At 70.0% G+C, this 17,624-nt stretch carries 15 protein-coding genes; 9 read left to right on the top strand and 6 right to left on the bottom strand.

Features of this window, described 5'->3' with window-relative positions; genetic code table 11:
• Positions 1-252 precede the first annotated feature (252 nt).
• Entirely contained in the window at positions 253-795 is a 543-nt protein-coding gene (locus GAS53_RS17700; RefSeq protein WP_225858964.1) for an isochorismatase family protein, read from the top strand.
• Positions 796-1,059: 264 nt separating this feature from the next.
• Here GAS53_RS17700 and fdhD read toward each other — a convergent pair whose 3' ends face one another.
• The 5 genes from fdhD to GAS53_RS17675 form a co-directional block, all read right to left on the bottom strand.
• Positions 1,060-1,923, bottom strand: coding sequence for a formate dehydrogenase accessory sulfurtransferase FdhD (gene fdhD, locus GAS53_RS17695; protein ID WP_151478576.1), 864 nt, complete (start codon positions 1,921-1,923; stop codon positions 1,060-1,062).
• A 7-nt stretch (positions 1,924-1,930) separates the two neighbouring features.
• The gene (locus GAS53_RS17690; RefSeq protein ID WP_151478575.1) at positions 1,931-2,791 is read right to left on the bottom strand and encodes a 2Fe-2S iron-sulfur cluster-binding protein; all 861 of its coding nucleotides are present in this window, start codon (positions 2,789-2,791) and stop codon (positions 1,931-1,933) included.
• On the bottom strand, positions 2,788-4,611 hold the full coding sequence (locus tag GAS53_RS17685) for an NAD(P)H-dependent oxidoreductase subunit E (protein ID WP_151478574.1): 1,824 nt from the start codon (positions 4,609-4,611) through the stop codon (positions 2,788-2,790). Before GAS53_RS17685 ends, GAS53_RS17690 begins: the two co-directional genes overlap by 4 nt.
• Before the next feature lie 4 nt (positions 4,612-4,615).
• Positions 4,616-6,541 (bottom strand): molybdopterin oxidoreductase family protein, encoded by a 1,926-nt coding sequence (locus GAS53_RS17680; protein ID WP_151478573.1) that lies wholly within the window; start codon positions 6,539-6,541, stop codon positions 4,616-4,618.
• A 67-nt stretch (positions 6,542-6,608) separates the two neighbouring features.
• Positions 6,609-7,580: a 2-dehydropantoate 2-reductase gene (locus GAS53_RS17675; protein WP_151478572.1), complete on the bottom strand. Its 972-nt coding sequence runs from the start codon at positions 7,578-7,580 to the stop codon at positions 6,609-6,611.
• 439 nt (positions 7,581-8,019) lie between these two features.
• On the opposite strand from GAS53_RS17675, the gene GAS53_RS17670 reads away from it, so the two are divergent.
• From GAS53_RS17670 to GAS53_RS17660, 4 genes are all read left to right on the top strand, one after another.
• Entirely contained in the window at positions 8,020-9,351 is a 1,332-nt protein-coding gene (locus GAS53_RS17670; RefSeq protein ID WP_151478571.1) for an OFA family MFS transporter, read from the top strand.
• The gene (locus tag GAS53_RS55195; RefSeq protein ID WP_192583154.1) at positions 9,323-9,469 is read left to right on the top strand and encodes an MFS transporter small subunit; all 147 of its coding nucleotides are present in this window, start codon (positions 9,323-9,325) and stop codon (positions 9,467-9,469) included. Before GAS53_RS17670 ends, GAS53_RS55195 begins: the two co-directional genes overlap by 29 nt.
• Before the next feature lie 137 nt (positions 9,470-9,606).
• Positions 9,607-10,554, top strand: coding sequence for a beta-ketoacyl-ACP synthase III (locus GAS53_RS17665; protein ID WP_151478570.1), 948 nt, complete (start codon positions 9,607-9,609; stop codon positions 10,552-10,554).
• Positions 10,555-10,704: 150 nt separating this feature from the next.
• The gene (locus GAS53_RS17660) at positions 10,705-11,400 is read left to right on the top strand and encodes a GntR family transcriptional regulator (protein ID WP_151478569.1); all 696 of its coding nucleotides are present in this window, start codon (positions 10,705-10,707) and stop codon (positions 11,398-11,400) included.
• 98 nt (positions 11,401-11,498) lie between these two features.
• On the opposite strand, the gene GAS53_RS17655 is transcribed toward GAS53_RS17660, so the two are convergent.
• Positions 11,499-12,329 (bottom strand): NAD(P)H-binding protein, encoded by an 831-nt coding sequence (locus GAS53_RS17655; protein ID WP_151478568.1) that lies wholly within the window; start codon positions 12,327-12,329, stop codon positions 11,499-11,501.
• 229 nt (positions 12,330-12,558) lie between these two features.
• Here GAS53_RS17655 and GAS53_RS17650 point away from each other — a divergent pair, with 229 nt between their 5' ends.
• The 4 genes from GAS53_RS17650 (at position 12,559) to GAS53_RS17635 (ending at position 17,621) form a co-directional block, all read left to right on the top strand.
• Positions 12,559-13,740, top strand: coding sequence for an ROK family transcriptional regulator (locus tag GAS53_RS17650; RefSeq protein ID WP_151478671.1), 1,182 nt, complete (start codon positions 12,559-12,561; stop codon positions 13,738-13,740).
• A 206-nt stretch (positions 13,741-13,946) separates the two neighbouring features.
• Positions 13,947-15,464, top strand: a complete 1,518-nt coding sequence (locus tag GAS53_RS17645; protein ID WP_151478567.1) for a sugar ABC transporter ATP-binding protein — start codon at positions 13,947-13,949, stop codon at positions 15,462-15,464.
• Positions 15,461-16,480, top strand: a complete 1,020-nt coding sequence (locus GAS53_RS17640; protein ID WP_151478566.1) for an ABC transporter permease — start codon at positions 15,461-15,463, stop codon at positions 16,478-16,480. The genes GAS53_RS17645 and GAS53_RS17640 overlap by 4 nt, the downstream gene beginning before the upstream one ends.
• A gap of 103 nt (positions 16,481-16,583) precedes the next feature.
• On the top strand, positions 16,584-17,621 hold the full coding sequence (locus GAS53_RS17635) for a substrate-binding domain-containing protein (RefSeq protein WP_151478565.1): 1,038 nt from the start codon (positions 16,584-16,586) through the stop codon (positions 17,619-17,621).
• Positions 17,622-17,624 lie beyond the last annotated feature (3 nt).

Below are 17,624 nucleotides of genomic sequence, written 5' to 3'. Positions count from 1 at the left end.
CCCGCGCTCTCCGCCCGCGCCTGCCGCGCCCCGGTCGCCGCCGCCGGCCTCGACTGGGCGCGCAGATCGCGTACGTCCTGGTCCTGCGCCGGGGTATGCGCCCGCCATGGCGGTACCTCCGGACGGGTGCTGACGGAGCGTCAAGACAGGTCGTACCACCGCTTGATGGATCATTGGCTCAACCCGAGCGGTTCATGAACCCGTTGATCCGGATTTCCGGTACGGACGGCTGATGCAGGCTAACGTTCCGTCATGAACGCACCGGACATGGACCTCCGCCTCGCCCTCGACCCCGCGCGCACCGCCCTCGTGCTCGTCGACCTGATGGACCGCATCGTCGGACTGCCCCTGGAACCCCGCAAGGGGCCCGAAGTCGTCGCCGTCGCCGAAGAGTTGGCGGCGGCCTTCCGGGAGGCGGGAGCGCTCGTCGTGCTCGTCCGCGTCGAGCGGCCCGGCGTCCCCGAGCAGCCGCCGGGCAGTGGACTGGTCGCCGGGCTCGCGGCCGACGGGGATGTCGAGATCGTGAAGCGGACCATCGGCGGTTTCCAGGGCACCGGTCTGGACGACCGGCTCCGCGAACGCGGCATCACCACGCTGGTGTTCGGCGGCATCGCCACCAACCTCGGTGTCGAGTCGACCGCGCGCGCCGCCGTCGACCTCGGCTACGACCTCATCTTCGTCGAGGACGCCATGGCCGCCCTCACCGGTCCCGAACACGAGGCCTCCGTGAAGCTGGACTTCCCGCGCCTGGGCACCGTCGTCAATGCCTCGGACGTGCGGTTCGCCCAGGGGTGAGCAGGGGCCACACCCGGAGCCGGGCTCACACCAGGACCGTGCCGCCGTCCGTGACAGGGACGTACACGGACCCCGGGTCGCCGCACCGGCACCCACTGATCGCCGAGTACGTGAAGCCGGCCCGCGAGTGAGCCGAGGGGGCTCGACACAGCCTTCTGCGCCCCGGAGGCGAACCGAGCGCCGATAAGCACAGCGGGGCCCCGCCGGCGCAGGGGGCGCTCCCCGCCGGCTCGGGGCCCCGCCGCCGTGTCGCGGGGAGACCGGTCAGCCCTGGGCGGCCGCGGCCCGCAGGGCGATGCGGTGCTCGCCCGCGTACACGTTCATGGAGGCGCCCCGCAGGAAGCCCACGAGCGTCAGGTTCGACTCGGCGGCCAGGTCCACCGCGAGCGAGGACGGCGCCGAGACCGCGGCCAGGACCGGGATGCCCGCCATCACCGCCTTCTGGGCCAGTTCGAAGGACGCCCGGCCTGAGACCAGCAGGACAGTGCGGGAGAGCGGCAGCGAGCCGTTCTGGAGGGCGCGGCCGACCAGCTTGTCGACCGCGTTGTGCCGGCCCACGTCCTCCCGTATGTCGAGGAGCTCGCCGTCCTCGGTGAACAGGGCCGCCGCGTGCAGGCCCCCGGTCCGGTCGAACACGCGCTGCGCCGCGCGCAGCCGGTCGGGGAGGCTCGCGAGCAGTTCGGGTGCGAGCCGGACCGGGGGAGTGGTGTCGCCCGCCGTGTCGTCGATCGTCCAGCGGGCCGTCGTACGGACCGCGTCCAGGCTCGCCTTGCCGCACAGGCCGCAGGACGAGGTCGTGTAGACGTTGCGTTCGAGGGTGATGTCGGGGATGACGACGCCGGGCGCCGTCTTCACGTCGACGATGTTGTACGTGTTCGAGCCGTCCACCGTCGCGCCGGCGCAGTACACGATGTTCTGGAGCTCGTCGGCTCTGCCCAGCACCCCCTCGCTGACGAGGAAGCCCGCCGCGAGCGCGAAGTCGTCGCCCGGGGTGCGCATCGTGATCGCGAGGGGTTTGCCGTTGAGCCTGATCTCCAGTGGCTCCTCGGCGACGAGCGTGTCCGGGCGGGTTGAGACCGCCCCGTCCCGGATGCGGATCACCTTGCGTCGTTCCGTGACTCGTCCCATGTCTTGATCAGTCCCGGTTCTGTACGTGCTGGTAGCCGAAGCGGCCCTTGATGCAGAGGTTGCCGTGGGTCACCGGGTTGTCGTGCGGCGAGGTGACCTTCACGATCTCATTGTCCTGCACGTGCAGGGTGAGATTGCAGCCCACTCCGCAGTACGCGCACACCGTGGTCGTCTCGGTCTGCGCCGCCTCGTCCCACGTACCCGCCGCGCGCATGTCGAACTCCGACTTGAACGACAGAGCGCCCGTCGGGCACACCTCGATGCAGTTGCCGCAGTACACGCACGCCGAGTCCGTGAGCGGCGCGTCGTGCTCGACCGCGATACGGGCGTCGAAGCCCCGGCCGACGACCGAGATCGCGAAGGTGTTCTGCCACTGGTCGCCACAGGCGTCCACGCACTTGTAGCAGAGGATGCACTTGTCGTAGTCGCGGACGTACAGGTCGTTGTCGACCTTCGGTTCCTCGTTGAGACGGGCCGCGTCCGGGCCGAAACGGTCGGGCTTCGCCTCGTACTCCTTGAGCCACCCGGCGACCTCCGGTGTGGTCGACAGGTCGACCGAGGACGCGAGCAGTTCGAGGACGATCTTGCGGCTGTGCCGGGCTCGCTCAGTGTCCGTCTGCACCTGCATGCCCGCCTCGGCCTTGCGTGAGCAGGCCGGGACGAGGGTGCGCGAGCCCTCGACCTCGACGACGCACACCCGGCACGCGTTCTTGGGGGTGAGTGTGTCCCCTTGGCAGAGGGTCGGGATGTCCTTGCCCGCCGACCGGCAGGCGTCGAGAATCGTCGACCCCTCCGGTGCCCGCACGGGCTCACCGTCGAGCGTGAACTCCAGCAGACGGCGGGGGATCCCCAGCGGTGTCACGGTCATTCGTACGCCCCCAAGCGGTCGATGGCGGATTCCACGGCGTTCCACGCGGTCTGCCCGAGACCGCAGATCGAGGCGTCCTTCATGGCGCGGCCCACCTCGCGAAGCAGGGCGATGTCGGATGCCGCGTCCGCGCCCGTCCGCTCGACGATGCGGTGCAGCGCCTCCTCCTGGCGCACGGTCCCGACCCGGCACGGCACGCACTGCCCGCACGACTCGTCGCGGAAGAACTCGGCGATCCGCAGCAACAGGCGCGGCAGCGGCACGGTGTCGTCGAAGGCCAGCACGACACCCGAGCCGAGCGTCGTGCCCGCCTCCCGTGTGCCTTCGAAGGTGAGCGGGATGTCCAGCTCGTCGGGGCGTACGAAGCCACCGGCCGCGCCGCCGAGCAGCACCGCGCGCAAACGTTTACGTACGCCCGCAAGGTCCAGCAGCTCACCGAGTGTCGCGCCGAACGGCAGCTCGTAGATGCCGGGCCGGTCCACGCTGCCCGACACGCAGAACAGCTTGGGGCCCGTGGACTTGCCGGTGCCGATCGCCGCGTACGCCTGCGCGCCCATCGTGAGGATGGGCAGCACGTTGACCAGCGTCTCGACGTTGTTCTCGGCAGTGGGTTTGCCGAACAAACCCTTCTCTACGGGGAAGGGCGGTTTCGACCGGGGCTCTCCTCTGTACCCCTCTATGGAGTTGAAGAGGGCGGTCTCCTCGCCGCAGATGTACGCGCCCGCGCCGCGCCGGATCTCGATGTCGAAGGCGTACCCCTGGCCGAGGATGTCGTCGCCGAGCAGCCCACGCGCGCGTGCCTGTCCGATGGCGTGCTCCAGGCGTTGCAGCGCCCGCGGGTACTCGCCGCGCAGATACAGGTAGCCCTTGTGCGCGCCGACCGCGTACGCGGCGATCGTCATCGCCTCCACGAGGGAGTACGGATCGCCCTCCATGACCACGCGGTCCTTGAAGGTGCCCGGCTCGGACTCGTCGGCGTTGCACACGAGGTAGTGCGGATGGTCGGGCTGCGACGCCGTGGCCTGCCATTTGCGGCCGGTGGGGAAGGCGGCGCCGCCGCGCCCGACCAGGCCCGCGTCGGTGACCTCGCGGATGACCCCGGCGGGGCCGATCGCGAAGGCCTGGCGCAGTGCCGTGTAGCCCCCGTGCGCTCGGTAGTCGTCCAGCGACGCGGGGTCGACCACGCCGACGCGGCTCAGCAGGACGAGCTCCGCACGGCCCGCCTGGGGTACCGCCAGGGCCGCCGACGGCTCCTCTGGCGCCGAGTCGGGCGCGCTCGCCGCGAGCACGGCCCGCTCGACGGTGGCGGGCGCCGACACGGCCGTACGCACCGGATCCCCGGCCTTGATCGCCAGCGCGGCCGGAGCGCGCTCGCACAGGCCGAGGCAGGGGCTGCGCTCGACGCCGACCCCGCTGCCGAGGCCGAGCCGGGCCTCGACGCCGGCGCACAGTTCCGAGGCACCGGCCGCCGCGCACGCGAGGTCCGTGCACACGTGCAGGACGGTCGCGGGCCGCGGTTTCACCGAGAACATCGCGTAGAAGGTGGCGACGCCGTACGCCTCCGCCGGCGGCACGGTCAGCCGTCGGCAGAGATAGTCGAGGGCGCCCTCGCTGATCCAGCCGATCCGGTCGTTGACGGCGTGCAGCCCCGGCAACAGCAGGTCACGGCGCTCACGTGCCTCACGGCCGCCGCGCGCCCACCTGAGGTCGGCGTCCGAACGGTCGGCGCCCTCCCATGAAGACTCCGGAGGCCCGAGCAGCGCGTCGACCGCCGCCCGTTCCTCGTCCGTCGGCTTGCTGTCGCCGAAGTGCAGGTCCACCACATCACCTCACGTGAGTCGCAACCGGAAGCTTCTCGATCCGGATCGCCGACGCCTTGAACTCCGCCGTACCGGCGATCGGGCAGTTCTCCTCGATCGTCAGCTGGTTGGTGTCCACCTCGTCGGGAAAGTGCATGGTCATGAACGCGAGCCCGGGCCGCAGCGCCGGATCGATCCACACCGGCGCCACCACCGCCCCGCGCCGCGAGGAGACCTGGACCTCCTCGCCGACCACCACGCCGTAGTGCTCGGCGTCCTCCGGGCACAGCTCGACGTACTCGCCGCGCCGCAGCGGCGACGCGAAACTGCCGCTCTGCACACCGGTGTTGTACGAGTCGAGCCGCCGCCCGGTGGTGAGGCGGATCGGGTAATCCTCGTCCGTCAGATCGACGGGCGGATCGTGCTGGACAAGGCCGAAGGGCGCGAGCCGACCGCGCTCGGCCGGGTCGGAGGCCCACAACCGGCCGTGCAGATAGGTCGGTTCGAGACCGTCCGTGTCCGGGCACGGCCACTGGATGCCCTGGAGCTCCTCCAAGCGCCCGTACGTCATCCCGAAGTGGTCCGGAGACATCGACCGCAGCTCGTTCCAGACGGCCTCGGAGTCGGCGTACTTCCACTCGTGGCCCAGGCGGGAGGCGAGGTCACAGAGGATGTCGATGTCCTCGCGGGCCTCACCGGGCGGGATGACGGCCCGGCGCACGCGTTGAACTCGCCGCTCACTGTTGGTCGTTGTGCCCTCGGTCTCGGCCCAGCCGGCGGTCGCGGGCAGGACGACGTCCGCCAGCTCGGCCGTCTTCGTCAGGAAGATGTCCTGGACGACGAGGAAGTCGAGGGCCCGCATACGTCGTACGGCCTGCTCGCTGTCGGCCTCCGACTGCGCCGGGTTCTCGCCGATGCAGTAGACGGCCTTGAGCGTGCCCTCCTCCATGGCCTCGAACATCTCCGTCAGGTTCAGCCCGTAGTGGGGCTGGATGACGGTGTCCCACGCGGACTCGAACTTCAGCCGCGTGTCCGGGTCCAGGATGTCCTGGAAGCCGGGCAGCCGGTTCGGGATGGCGCCCATGTCGCCGCCGCCCTGCACGTTGTTCTGGCCGCGCAGGGGCTGCAATCCCGAGCCGAAGCGCCCCACATGGCCGGTCAACAGCGACAGGTTGATGAGCGCTCGTACGTTGTCCGTGCCGTTGTGGTGCTCGGTGATCCCGAGTGTCCAGCACATCTGGGCGCGCTCGGCTCGGGCGTAGGCGTGCGCCAACTCCCGTATCGCGGCGGCCGGTACGCCCGTCACCTTCTCGGCGAGCGAGAGCGTCCAGGGCTCGACGAGCTGCTTGTACTCCTCGAAGCCGGTGGTCGCCCGCTCGATGAAGGCGTGGTTCGCCAGCCCCGCGTGGATGATCTCGCGGCCGATCGCGTGCGCCATCGGGATGTCCGTGCCGACGTTCAGGCCGAGCCAGCTCTCCGCCCACTCGGCCGTGGACGTGCGGCGCGGGTCGACCGCGTACATCCGGGCGCCGTTCCTGATCCCCTTCAGTACGTGCTGGAAGAAGATCGGGTGGGCGAAACGGGCGTTGGAGCCCCACATCACGATGAGGTCCGTGTGCTCGACCTCGCCGTACGAGGAGGTACCGCCGCCCGAGCCGAAGGCCGCCGACAGGCCCGCGACGCTGGGCGCGTGGCAGGTGCGGTTGCAGGAGTCGACGTTGTTGGTGCCCATGACGACGCGGGCGAACTTCTGCGCCACGTAGTTCATTTCGTTGGTCGCGCGGGCGCAGGAGAACAAGCCGAACGCGCCGCGTGCCGCGCCCAGGCCCCGGGCGGCGCGGTCAAGGGCCTCGTCCCAGGTGGCGCGCCGGAAGGGCTCGTCGCGGGAGTCACGGACCAGGGGGTACTCAAGTCGGGTGTACGTCTTGGGAGTTCGGTCGCGCTTCCTCATACTGCGTTCCTCAAAGTCCTCATGGACGTCCTCCTGAACGGCCTCGTGGACCTGCTCGTGGACGTCCTCATGCGGCGGTCCTCAGTGCGAGCAGGTCCGAGATGGCGTGGACGGTGCGCAGGGTGGGCACGGGAACATCGGTGATCTCCGCCAACTCGACGACGGCGGCGAGCAGTACGTCGAGTTCGAGCGGCTTGCCGCGCTCCAGGTCCTGCAGGGTCGAGGTGCGGTGGTCGCCGACGCGCTCCGCGCCCGCGAGGCGCCGCTCGATGGAGACGCCCACCTCGCAGCCCAGCGCATCGGCGACCGCGAGCGTCTCGGTCATCATGATCTCGATGACCCGGCGCGTGCCGCCGTGCAGACACATCTGCCGCATGGTCGCGCGGGCCAGGGCGCTGATGGGGTTGAAGGAGATGTTGCCGAGCAGCTTGAGCCAGATGTCGTTGCGCAGGTCCGGCTCCACCGGGCACTTGAGCCCGCCCGCCACCATGGCCTCACTGAACGCCGTACAGCGCGCCGAGACCGAGCGGTCGGGTTCGCCGATGGAGAACCGCGTGCCTTCGAGATGGCGTACGACTCCGGGACCTGCCAGTTCCGTGGCCGCGTAGACGACGCAACCGATGGCCCGTTCGGGCGCGAGCACCGCACTGACCGCGCCGTCCGGGTCCACGCTCTCGACACGGTGGCCGTCGTGCGGGCCGCCGTGCCGGTGGAAGTACCACCAGGGGATGCCATTCTGGGCGGCGATGACCGCCGTCGTGTCGTTGAGAAGAGGCTCGATGAGCGGCCCGCACGCCGCGTACGAGTTGGCCTTCAGGCCCAGGAAGACGAAGTCGACCGGGCCGACCTCGGCCGGGTCGTCGGTGGCGTGGGCCCGGGCGGTGAAGTCGCCGCGCGGGCTGAGCACTCGCACTCCGTGCTGCCTCATGGCCGCGAGATGCGGTCCACGGGCGATGAGGTGCACATCGGCACCCGCGCGATGCAGCGCGGCACCGACGTAGGCGCCGATCGCACCGGCGCCGAGAACTGCCACTTTCACTGGAGGGGCTCCGTTCGGTCGAGGGTACCGAGGAGATGCTGAATTGATCAGCGGTGAACTGTGTCGACGGAATATTGTCTACAGTATGGGAGTTGGAGCGACAAGGGTTCGCGCAGCACCTGGAACACGCCTCGTGCCGCTCCTGGAACACGCTCGGTACCGCTTCTGGGGCAGGCGGGTGCCGCATCCGGAACGCAGCGGCTGTCCGTCCTGGACACACAGGCCGTCCCGTCCTGAACACACAGGCCGTCCCGTCCTGAACGCACAGGCTGTCCCAGCCTGAACACCCTTCGTGAGGCCCGGAGTTGGCCCCGGAAAGACCGTTCGTCGGCCCGGAGCGACCGTTCGTCGCGTCCGGAATACCGTTCACCGCATACGGTCGACGAGTTCGGGTGGGCCGCCTTCCCAACCGAGCGACCGGTTCCTATCGTCCGGGATCATGAGTCCCCCTGTCGCACCGCTCGGCTGGAGCCGCTGGCTGGTCCCGCCCGCGGCCCTGTCCGTCCACCTCTCCATCGGACAGGCCTACGCCTGGTCCGTGTTCAAGCCCTCCCTGGAGTCCGCGCTCGATCTCAGCGGCACGCAGAGCGCCCTGCCGTTCCAGCTCGGCATCGTGATGCTCGGCCTGTCCGCCGCGTTCGGCGGCACGCTCGTCGAGCGCAACGGGCCGCGCTGGGCGATGACCGTGGCCCTGATCTGCTTCTCGTCGGGCTTCCTGCTCTCCGCGCTCGGCGCAGCCACCGAGCAGTACTGGCTGATCGTGTTCGGCTACGGCTTCGTCGGCGGGATCGGTCTCGGCATCGGCTACATTTCGCCCGTCTCGACGCTCATCAAGTGGTTCCCGGACAGGCCGGGCATGGCCACCGGCATCGCCATCATGGGATTCGGCGGCGGTGCGCTGATCGCCTCGCCGTGGTCCGCGCAGATGCTGGAGTCCTTCGGCTCCGACAACACCGGGATCGCCCAGGCGTTCCTCGTGCACGGACTGACGTACGCCGTCTTCATGTCGCTCGGCGTGCTGCTGGTGCGCGTGCCGCGCCCCGCGAAGACCGCGGCCGACGGTGGTCCGGCGCCGCTCGAGGGGGTGCAGGTCTCCGCGAACAGCGCCATACGCACTCCCCAGTTCTGGTGCCTGTGGGTCGTGCTCTGCATGAACGTGACAGCCGGGATCGGCATCCTGGAGAAGGCCGCCCCGATGATCACGGACTTCTTCGCGGACACCTCGACACCCGTCTCCGCGTCGGCGGCGGCCGGGTTCGTGGCACTGCTCTCGGCGGCCAACATGCTGGGCCGTATCGGCTGGTCCTCGACGTCCGACCTGATCGGCCGCAAGAACATCTACCGCGTCTACCTGGGCGTCGGCGCGCTGATGTACGCGCTCATCGCCTGGGTCGGGGACTCCTCGAAGCCGCTGTTCATCTGTTGCGCGCTGGTGATCCTCTCCTTCTACGGGGGCGGCTTCGCGACCATCCCCGCGTACCTGAAGGACCTCTTCGGGACCTACCAGGTCGGCGCGATCCACGGGCGGCTGCTCACCGCCTGGTCGACCGCCGGAGTCCTCGGACCGCTGATCGTCAACTGGATCGCGGACCGGCAGGAGGAGGCCGGCAAGTCCGGCGAGTCCCTCTACGGCCTGTCACTGATCATCATGATCGGGCTGCTCGTGATCGGCTTCGTCGCCAACGAGCTCGTCCGCCCCGTCCACGCCCGTCACCACATCCCCGCCCAGAAGGAGGCAGTCGATGTCCACGAGCGACAGCAGCCCGCCTGACAGCAGTCCGTCCGGCCGCCGCGGACTGATCACCTTCGCCTGGCTCTGGGTGGGAGCGCCACTCGCGTATGGTCTGTACGAACTCGTACGGAAGGCCACTCAGCTGTTCACGGGGTAGGTGTTCGGGCGTCCGAGGGTCTGACGGAAGCCGACAAGGGTGGCACACCATTCCTGTGGCTTTACGTGTCCTCGTACCCGTGAGTACCTGATCAGACTGGTGAGTCCCGTTACCCAGGCAACAAAAGGGGACTGCCCATGAACGGCTCACGCATCGCCGCTGTCGGCCACTATCAGCCCGCCAGGATTCTCACCAACGAGGACCTGGCGGAGCTGGTCGACACCAGCGACGAGTGGATCACGAGCCGTGTGGGCATCCGTACGCGCCACATCGCCGGGCCGGACGAACCCGTCGACGAGCTCGCCGCGCACGCCGCCGCCAAGGCCCTCGCGTCGGCCGGCCTCGCTCCCGGCGACATCGACCTCGTGCTGGTGGCCACCTCCACCGCCGTCGACCGGTCGCCGAACATGGCCGCCCGCGTCGCCGCCCGCCTCGGCATCCCGTCGCCGGCCGCCATGGACGTCAACGTCGTCTGCGCGGGCTTCACACACGCGCTGGCCACCGCCGACCACGCCGTACGCGCCGGTGCCGCGACCCGGGCGCTCGTCATCGGCGCCGACAAGATGTCCGATGTGACCGACTGGACGGACCGCACGACCTGCGTGCTCGTCGGGGACGGGGCGGGGGCCGCGGTCGTCGAGGCCGCGGACGCCGCCGCGCAGCCCGGTATCGGCCCCGTGCTGTGGGGCTCGGTGCCCGAGATGGGGCACGCGGTACGCATCGAGGGCATCCCCTCGCGGTTCGCCCAGGAGGGCCAGAGCGTCTACCGGTGGGCGACCACCAAGCTGCCGCCCATCGCGCGCAAGGCCTGCGAGCGCGCCGGCCTCACCCCCGAGGACCTCGCGGCGGTCGTGCTGCACCAGGCGAACCTGCGCATCATCGAGCCGCTCGCCGAGAAGATCGGCGCCGTGAACGCCGTCGTCGCGCGCGATGTCGCCGAGTCCGGCAACACCTCCGCCGCCAGTATCCCGATCGCCCTGTCCAAGCTCGTCGAACAGGGCGAGATCTCCACCGGCGACCCGGTCCTGCTCTTCGGTTTCGGCGGCAATCTCTCGTACGCGGGACAGGTCATCCACTGCCCCTGACGTGCGCGTATGGCGGGGTGTGACGAGGCCAACTCCCCCTCGGGCTGGTCATTGTGCGCCGTAGACTGTAGACGAAAGACAATTGATACTGGCTTTCTGGCTGCCGTGCTGCCGCCGCAGACGCCGCCGCTGCCCAGGAGGGGGACCGCGATGTTGTCGACCGGACTGCCGCAGGGGTCGGTGCCCAAACTCGAACGGCCGGGGCCGTTGCGCGACCGCGTGTACGAAGCGCTGCTCGAACTCATCACGACGCGCGCCCTGCAGCCCGGCCAGCACCTGGTCGAGAGTGAACTCGCGGGGCATCTCGGAGTCTCCCGGCAGCCCGTGCGCGAGGCGTTGCAGCGGCTGAACACCGAGGGGTGGGTCGATCTGCGGCCCGCGCAGGGCGCGTTCGTGCACGAGCCGACGGAGGCGGAGGCGGACCAACTCCTGACGGTAAGGACGCTGTTGGAGGCCGAGGCGGCCAGGCTCGCGGCGGCCAACGCGGGCACGGCGGGCATCGCCGCCCTCGAGGAGCTGTGCGCCCAGGGCGAGGACGCGGTCGGCGCCGACGACGTGGACGGCGCGGTCGCGATGAACGCCCGCTTCCACGCGAAGGTCATGGAGCTCGCAGGCAACGCGGTCCTCGCCGAACTGGCCGCGCAGGTCGACCGGCGCGTCCGCTGGTACTACACGCCGGTCGCCCGCCAGCGCGGCCGCCAGTCCTGGATCGAGCACCGCGACCTGATCGCCGCGATCTCGGCCCGCGACGAACAGCGTGCGACCGAGGTCATGCGCGCCCACACCGAGCACACCCGCAGGACGTACCACGCACGTCCGCGAAGCGCTCCGCTGGAGGCACGGTGATGTACCTGCGGGCCGGTGGGGGCTGGTCGCGCCCACGCGGCGGAGCCGCATGTGTCACAGCCCCGCGCCCCTAACGGGGCCTAAGGACGCGGGTCCGGTCAGAACTTGTCCGCGTGCTCCAGCGCCCACTCCCGGAACGTGCGCGACGCCTGTCCCGTGACCTCCTCGACTGTAGGCAGGACCTGGGACTCGTCCAGGATCCCGTCGGCGAAGAAGCGAAGGAACGCCTCGGCGTACGGAGCCGGGAAGGCGGCCCCCATCGCCATGCGCGCCTCCTCGTCGGTGAGCCCGACGGTACGCAGCTCGCGGCCCAGCACCTCCCCGAGGACGGCGACGCGGTCGCCGGGCAGCAGGGACTGAGGCCCCGTCAGGGTGTAGGTGCGGCCTTCGTGTTCGGGTCCGGGTGAGAGCAGGGCGCGGGCGGCCACCTGGGCGATGTCGTACGGGTCGATGTCCGCCGTGCGGACGCCGGGAAACGGTACGCGCACCTCGTCGCCCTTGCGGATCTGGTCCGCGAGCGACAGCGCGTTGGCCATGAAGCTCACGGGACGCAGGAAGGTCCAGGCGAGCCCGGACGCGCGTACCGCGTCCTCGGCCGCCCGCATATAGCGGGTGACCGCGTTGTCGTCGTCGACCTCCGCCGACTTGCCGGAGAGCAGCACGACCCGCTCGACACCCGCCGCCCGCGCGTCGGCGAGGATCGCCCGCTGCCCCTCGTACCCCGGCATCAGGAACAGGGCGCGCACGCCGTCGAGCGCGTCCCGTACCGTCTCCGGGCGGTTCAGGTCACCGGCCACGGCCTCGGCGCCCTGCGGCAGGCCGGCCGTCGCGCCCGAGCGGCTCAGCGCGCGCACCGGCTCTCCCGCGGCGGCCACCGCGCGCACGATGCCGGCACCCACATTCCCCGTGGCACCCGTCACCAAGATCACGTGCTCCCCCTCTCCGACTCCGGGTCACAGCGGCCCCGAGCCACGACGCCCATCCTGCTGTGTGGGCCCCGTCACGGCCATACCGCCCCAACTCCCTTTGTCCTCTGAGTGGAAAAAGTCGTCAGCAATTCGTGCTGAACTTCTTCCCAGCCTCGGCAGCCGCTGCTACGTTCCACTCGAAAGCCAACGACGGCGGTGCCGATGAGGCGGGGAGGGGCTCGTGAGACGTATGACGGCGCGACCCGGGAACGCCCACCAGGCGCGGCTGCTCAGGTTGTTGCGTGACGGGGGTCCCAACTCGCGGGCGCAGCTGGGCGATCAGGTCGATCTCTCGCGGTCCAAGCTGGCGGTGGAGGTCGAGCGGCTCCTGGAGACGGGCCTCGTGGTGGCCGACGGACTCGCCGCCTCGCGCGGCGGCCGCCGCTCCCACAACATCCGGCTCGCTCCGGCTCTGCGCTTCCTCGGCGTCGACATCGGTGCGACTTCGGTCGATGTGGCCGTCACGAACGCGGAGTTGGAGGTCCTCGGCCACATCAACCAGCCCATGGACGTACGCGAGGGCCCGGTCGCGGTCTTCGAGCAAGTCCTGTCCATGGCCGCGAAGTTGAAGGCATCGGGGCTCGCGGAAGGCTTCGACGGCGCCGGCATCGGCGTCCCCGGACCTGTCCGCTTCCCCGAGGGTGTCCCGGTCGCCCCGCCGATCATGCCGGGCTGGGACGGCTTCCCGGTGCGCGAGGCGCTGAGCCAGGACCTCGGCTGCCCCGTCATGGTCGACAACGACGTGAACCTGATGGCGATGGGGGAGCAGCACGCGGGCGTGGCCCGTTCCGTGGGCGACTTCCTCTGCGTCAAGATCGGCACCGGTATCGGCTGCGGGATCGTCGTCGGCGGTGAGGTCTACCGCGGTACGACGGGCAGCGCGGGCGACATCGGCCACATCCAGGCCGTGCCCGACGGCCGCCCGTGCGCCTGCGGCAACCGGGGCTGCCTGGAGGCTCACTTCAGCGGCGCCGCGCTAGCCCGCGACGCCACGGAGGCCGCCCAGCAGGGCCATTCCCAGGAACTCGCGGCACGACTGGCGGCGGTGGGCAGCCTGAGCGCCGTCGACGTCGCCGCCGCGGCCGCCGCGGGCGACGCCACCGCGCTCGATCTGATCCGCGAGGGCGGCAACCGCACCGGCCAGGTCATCGCCGGACTGGTCAGCTTCTTCAATCCGGGCCTGGTGGTGATCGGCGGCGGGGTGACCGGACTCGGCCACACCCTGCTCGCCGCGATCCGCACCCAGGTCTACCGCCAGTCGCTGCCTCTCGCGACCGGCAACCTGCCCATCGTCCTTGGAGAGTTGGGCCCCACCGCCGGAGTCATCGGCGCGGCCCGGCTCATCAGCGACCACCTGTTCTCACCCGCGTAACGCCTGCTTCCAAAGTCGCAAGAGCACCACACCTCTACCTCTAGCGCACCACACCTCGAGAGCCGCTACAGCACCACATCACCAGAGCCGCTACAGCAACACACCTCCACAGCCGCACCAGCGCCACACCTTTACAACACACCCTGCTCCGCCCTGCCTCACTCCGCCCTGCCCTGAAACCGGCCCGCACGCCGAGGGGAACCCTCATGGCACCAGAACCACCGCTGCTCACCATGTCCGGCATCACCAAGTCGTTCCCCGGTGTCCGGGCCCTCGACGGCGTCGACCTCGACGTCCAGACCGGCGAAGTGCACTGCCTGCTCGGCCAGAACGGCGCCGGAAAGTCCACGCTCATCAAGGTCCTGGCCGGCGCCCACCAGCCGGACGACGGCACCATCAGCTGGCGCGGCGAACGGGTCACGCTCCGCTCGCCGATCGCCGCGATGCGCCTCGGTATCGCCACCATCTACCAGGAGCTCGACCTGGTGGAGCACCTGTCGGTGGCCGAGAACGTCTACCTCGGCCATGAACCGACGTCCGCCGGATTCGTCGTACGCGGCAAGGACGCGAAGGCCTCAACTGCCGCTCTGCTCAAGCGACTTGGGCACTCGGAGATCGATCCCGCCCGGCTCGTCGGCGAGTTGTCCGCCGCCCAGCAGCAGATCGTCTCCATGGCACGCGCGCTCTCCCACGACGTACGCCTCATCGTCATGGACGAGCCGTCCGCGGCCCTCGACCCCGACGAGGTCGACAACCTCTTCCGCATCGTCGGCGACCTCACCGCGGAGGGCGTAGCCGTCGTCTACATCTCGCACCGCCTGGAGGAGATCCGCCGCATCGGCGACCGGGTGACCGTGCTCAAGGACGGGCGGGCGGTGGCGGGCGGGCTGCCCGCGAAGTCCACGCCGACACGCGAGGTCGTCGCGCTGATGACGGGGCGGAACGTCGAGTACGTCTTCCCGGACCGGCCCACGGATCAGGCGCTGCCGGAGCCGGTCCTGGAGGTCCAAGGCCTGGCCCGTGACGGAGAGTTCGCGCCGCTCGACCTCACCCTGCGCCCCGGCGAGATCGTCGGCCTTGCGGGACTCGTCGGCTCCGGCCGCTCCGAGATCCTGGAGACCATCTACGGCGCTCGTAAGCCGACCGCGGGTCAAGTCCTCGTCGACGGACGGCGGTTGAAGCCCGGCAGCGTCCGCGCCGCCGTCCGCGCCGGACTCGGCCTCGCCCCCGAGGAGCGCAAGGCACAGGCCCTGCTGATGCTGGAATCCGTCACGCGGAACGTGTCGGTGTCCTCCATGTCCCGCTTCTCGTACGGGGGTTGGCTCGACCGGGGTGCCGAGCGCGACGCGGCGCGCAAGGCGACGCGCGAGCTGTCGCTGCGCCCCGACAACCCGTCCGTACCCATCCGCACCCTCTCCGGCGGCAACCAGCAGAAAGCGGTCCTGGCCCGCTGGCTGCTGCGCGGCTGCCGGGTGCTGCTGCTCGACGAACCGACCCGCGGCGTCGACGTCGGCGCCCGCGCCGAGTTGTACGCCGTCATCCGCCGCCTCGCCGACGAAGGCCTGGCCGTGCTCCTGGTCTCCAGCGAAGTACCCGAGGTCCTCGGCCTCGCCGACCGCGTCCTGGTGCTCCGCGAGGGCCAGGTCGTCCACACGGCGCCCGCCCGGGAGCTCGACGAACACCGCGTACTCGACCTCGTCATGGAAGGAAGCCCGGCGTCATGACGCAGCCCGTGTCCCCGCCTCGTGATGACACCCCCAAGGTGTCACCGCAGGCCGAACCAAGTCCGTGGCGGGCGGTCGTGGCCCGCGCCGACGTCCGCACGCTCTCGCTGCTCGGTGTGCTCGCCGCCCTGATCCTCATCGGAGGCATCACCAAGCCGGACGAGTTCCTCGACACCCGCAATCTCCAACTCGTCCTCACCCAGGCCTCGGTGATCGGTGTCGTCACGGTCGGCATGACCTTCGTCATCATCTCCGGCGGCATCGACCTGTCCGTCGGCGCGATCGTCGCGCTCGCCTCGGTGTGGGCGACGACCGTCGCCACCCAGGACTTCGGCTTCGTCGGCATCCTCTTCACGGCGGTGCTCGTCGGCGTCGGCTGCGGCCTCGTCAACGGGGTGCTGATCGCATACGGGGCGATGGTGCCGTTCATCGCGACGCTCGCCATGCTCGCCTCGGCCCGCGGGCTCGCCCTCCAGATCACCGACGGCAAGACCCAGGTCGTCACCGTCGACGGCATCCTCGATCTCGGCGAGCGCGACTCCTACGTCCTCGGTATTCCGCCACTCGTCATGGTGTTCGCGGTCGTGACGATCATCGGCTGGCTCGTGCTCAACCGCACCACCTTCGGACGGCGCACGGTCGCCGTCGGCGGCAACGCGGAGGCGGCCCGGCTCGCCGGCATCGACGTACGCCGCCAGCGCCTCTACCTCTACCTGCTGTCCGGACTGTGCTGCGGCATCGCGGCCTTCCTGCTGATCATCCTGTCCGGCTCGGGCCAGAACACCAACGGCAACCTCTACGAACTCGACGCCATCGCCGCCGCGATCATCGGCGGCACGCTGCTCACCGGGGGACGCGGCACCATCGTCGGTTCGGTGCTCGGTGTCCTGATCTTCACCACGATCACCAACATCTTCGCCCTGAACAACCTGCAGAGCGACGTCCAGCAGATCGCGAAGGGCGCGATCATCGTCGCCGCCGTGCTCGTCCAGCGCCGCACCGCCAACACGACCTAGAGCACCACGTGAAGCACGACGGGAAGCACGACGTGTTGAAGCACCGCCTGACGCACTTCCAGCACGACCCGAGGGACACGCCTTGAGGAAAGGGACCACCGCCATGCCAGAGCTCACGAGCCGCAGAGGACTGCTCTTCGGCACCGCCGCCGTCTCGGCCGGTGTCCTCCTCGCCGGTTGCACCAGCAACGAATCCGACGACGAGCCGGCTTCCAACGACCAGCCCGCCGCCGACGACAAGCCCGGCAAGCAGGTCACCATCGGCTTCGCGGGCCCGCAGGCCGACCACGGCTGGCTCAACGCGATCAACGACAACGCCAAGAGCCGCGCCAAGAAGTACAAGGACGTGACGCTGGAGATCACCGAGGGCTCCAACGACACCGCCGCACAGATCGGCCAGATAGAAACCCTGATCAACAAGAAGGTCGACGTCCTGGTGGTGCTGCCCGCCGACGGCAAGGCCCTCACCCAGGTCGGGCTGCAGGCCATGCGCGCCGGCATCCCCGTCGTCAACCTCGATCGGATCTTCAACTCCCCGCAGGCGTACCGCTGCTGGATCGGCGGCGACAACTACGGCATGGGCCTCAACGCCGGCCACTACATCGGCGAGAAGCTCAAGGACAAGAAGAACGCCCGCGTCATCGAACTCGCCGGCCTCGACAACCTGGAGCTCACGCAGCAGCGCACCCAGGGCTTCGACGCGGCCCTGAAGAACTACCCGAACATCAAGAAGGTGGCCCGCCAGGCCGCCGAGTTCACCGTCGAGTCGGGACAGGCCAAGATGTCCCAGCTCCTGCAGGCCCAGTCGAAGTTCGACGCCCTGTGGAACCACGACGACGACCAGGGAGTCGGCGCCATGCGCGCCATCGAGCAGGCCGGACGCGACGACTTCCTGATGGTCGGCGGCGCGGGCGCCCTGTCCGCGATGCAGGCCATCGAGTCGGACAACAGCGTCCTCAAGGCCACCGTCCTCTACCCGCCCACCATGGCCGCGTCCGCGATCGACCTCGCCCGCGCCCTCGGCCAGGGCAAGGGCGTCGGCGGCCTCGCCGAGTTCGAGATCCCCGCGTCCCTGACGCTCTACTCGGCCGTCGTCGACAAGGAGAACGTCAAGCAGTACATGTCCACCGGCTTCAAGTGATGC

It is taken from the genome of Streptomyces albicerus (genome assembly GCF_008905045.1).
GTDB classification, from domain to species: Bacteria; Actinomycetota; Actinomycetes; order Streptomycetales; family Streptomycetaceae; genus Streptomyces; species Streptomyces albicerus.
This window is presented reverse-complemented; position numbering and strand designations above follow the sequence as displayed.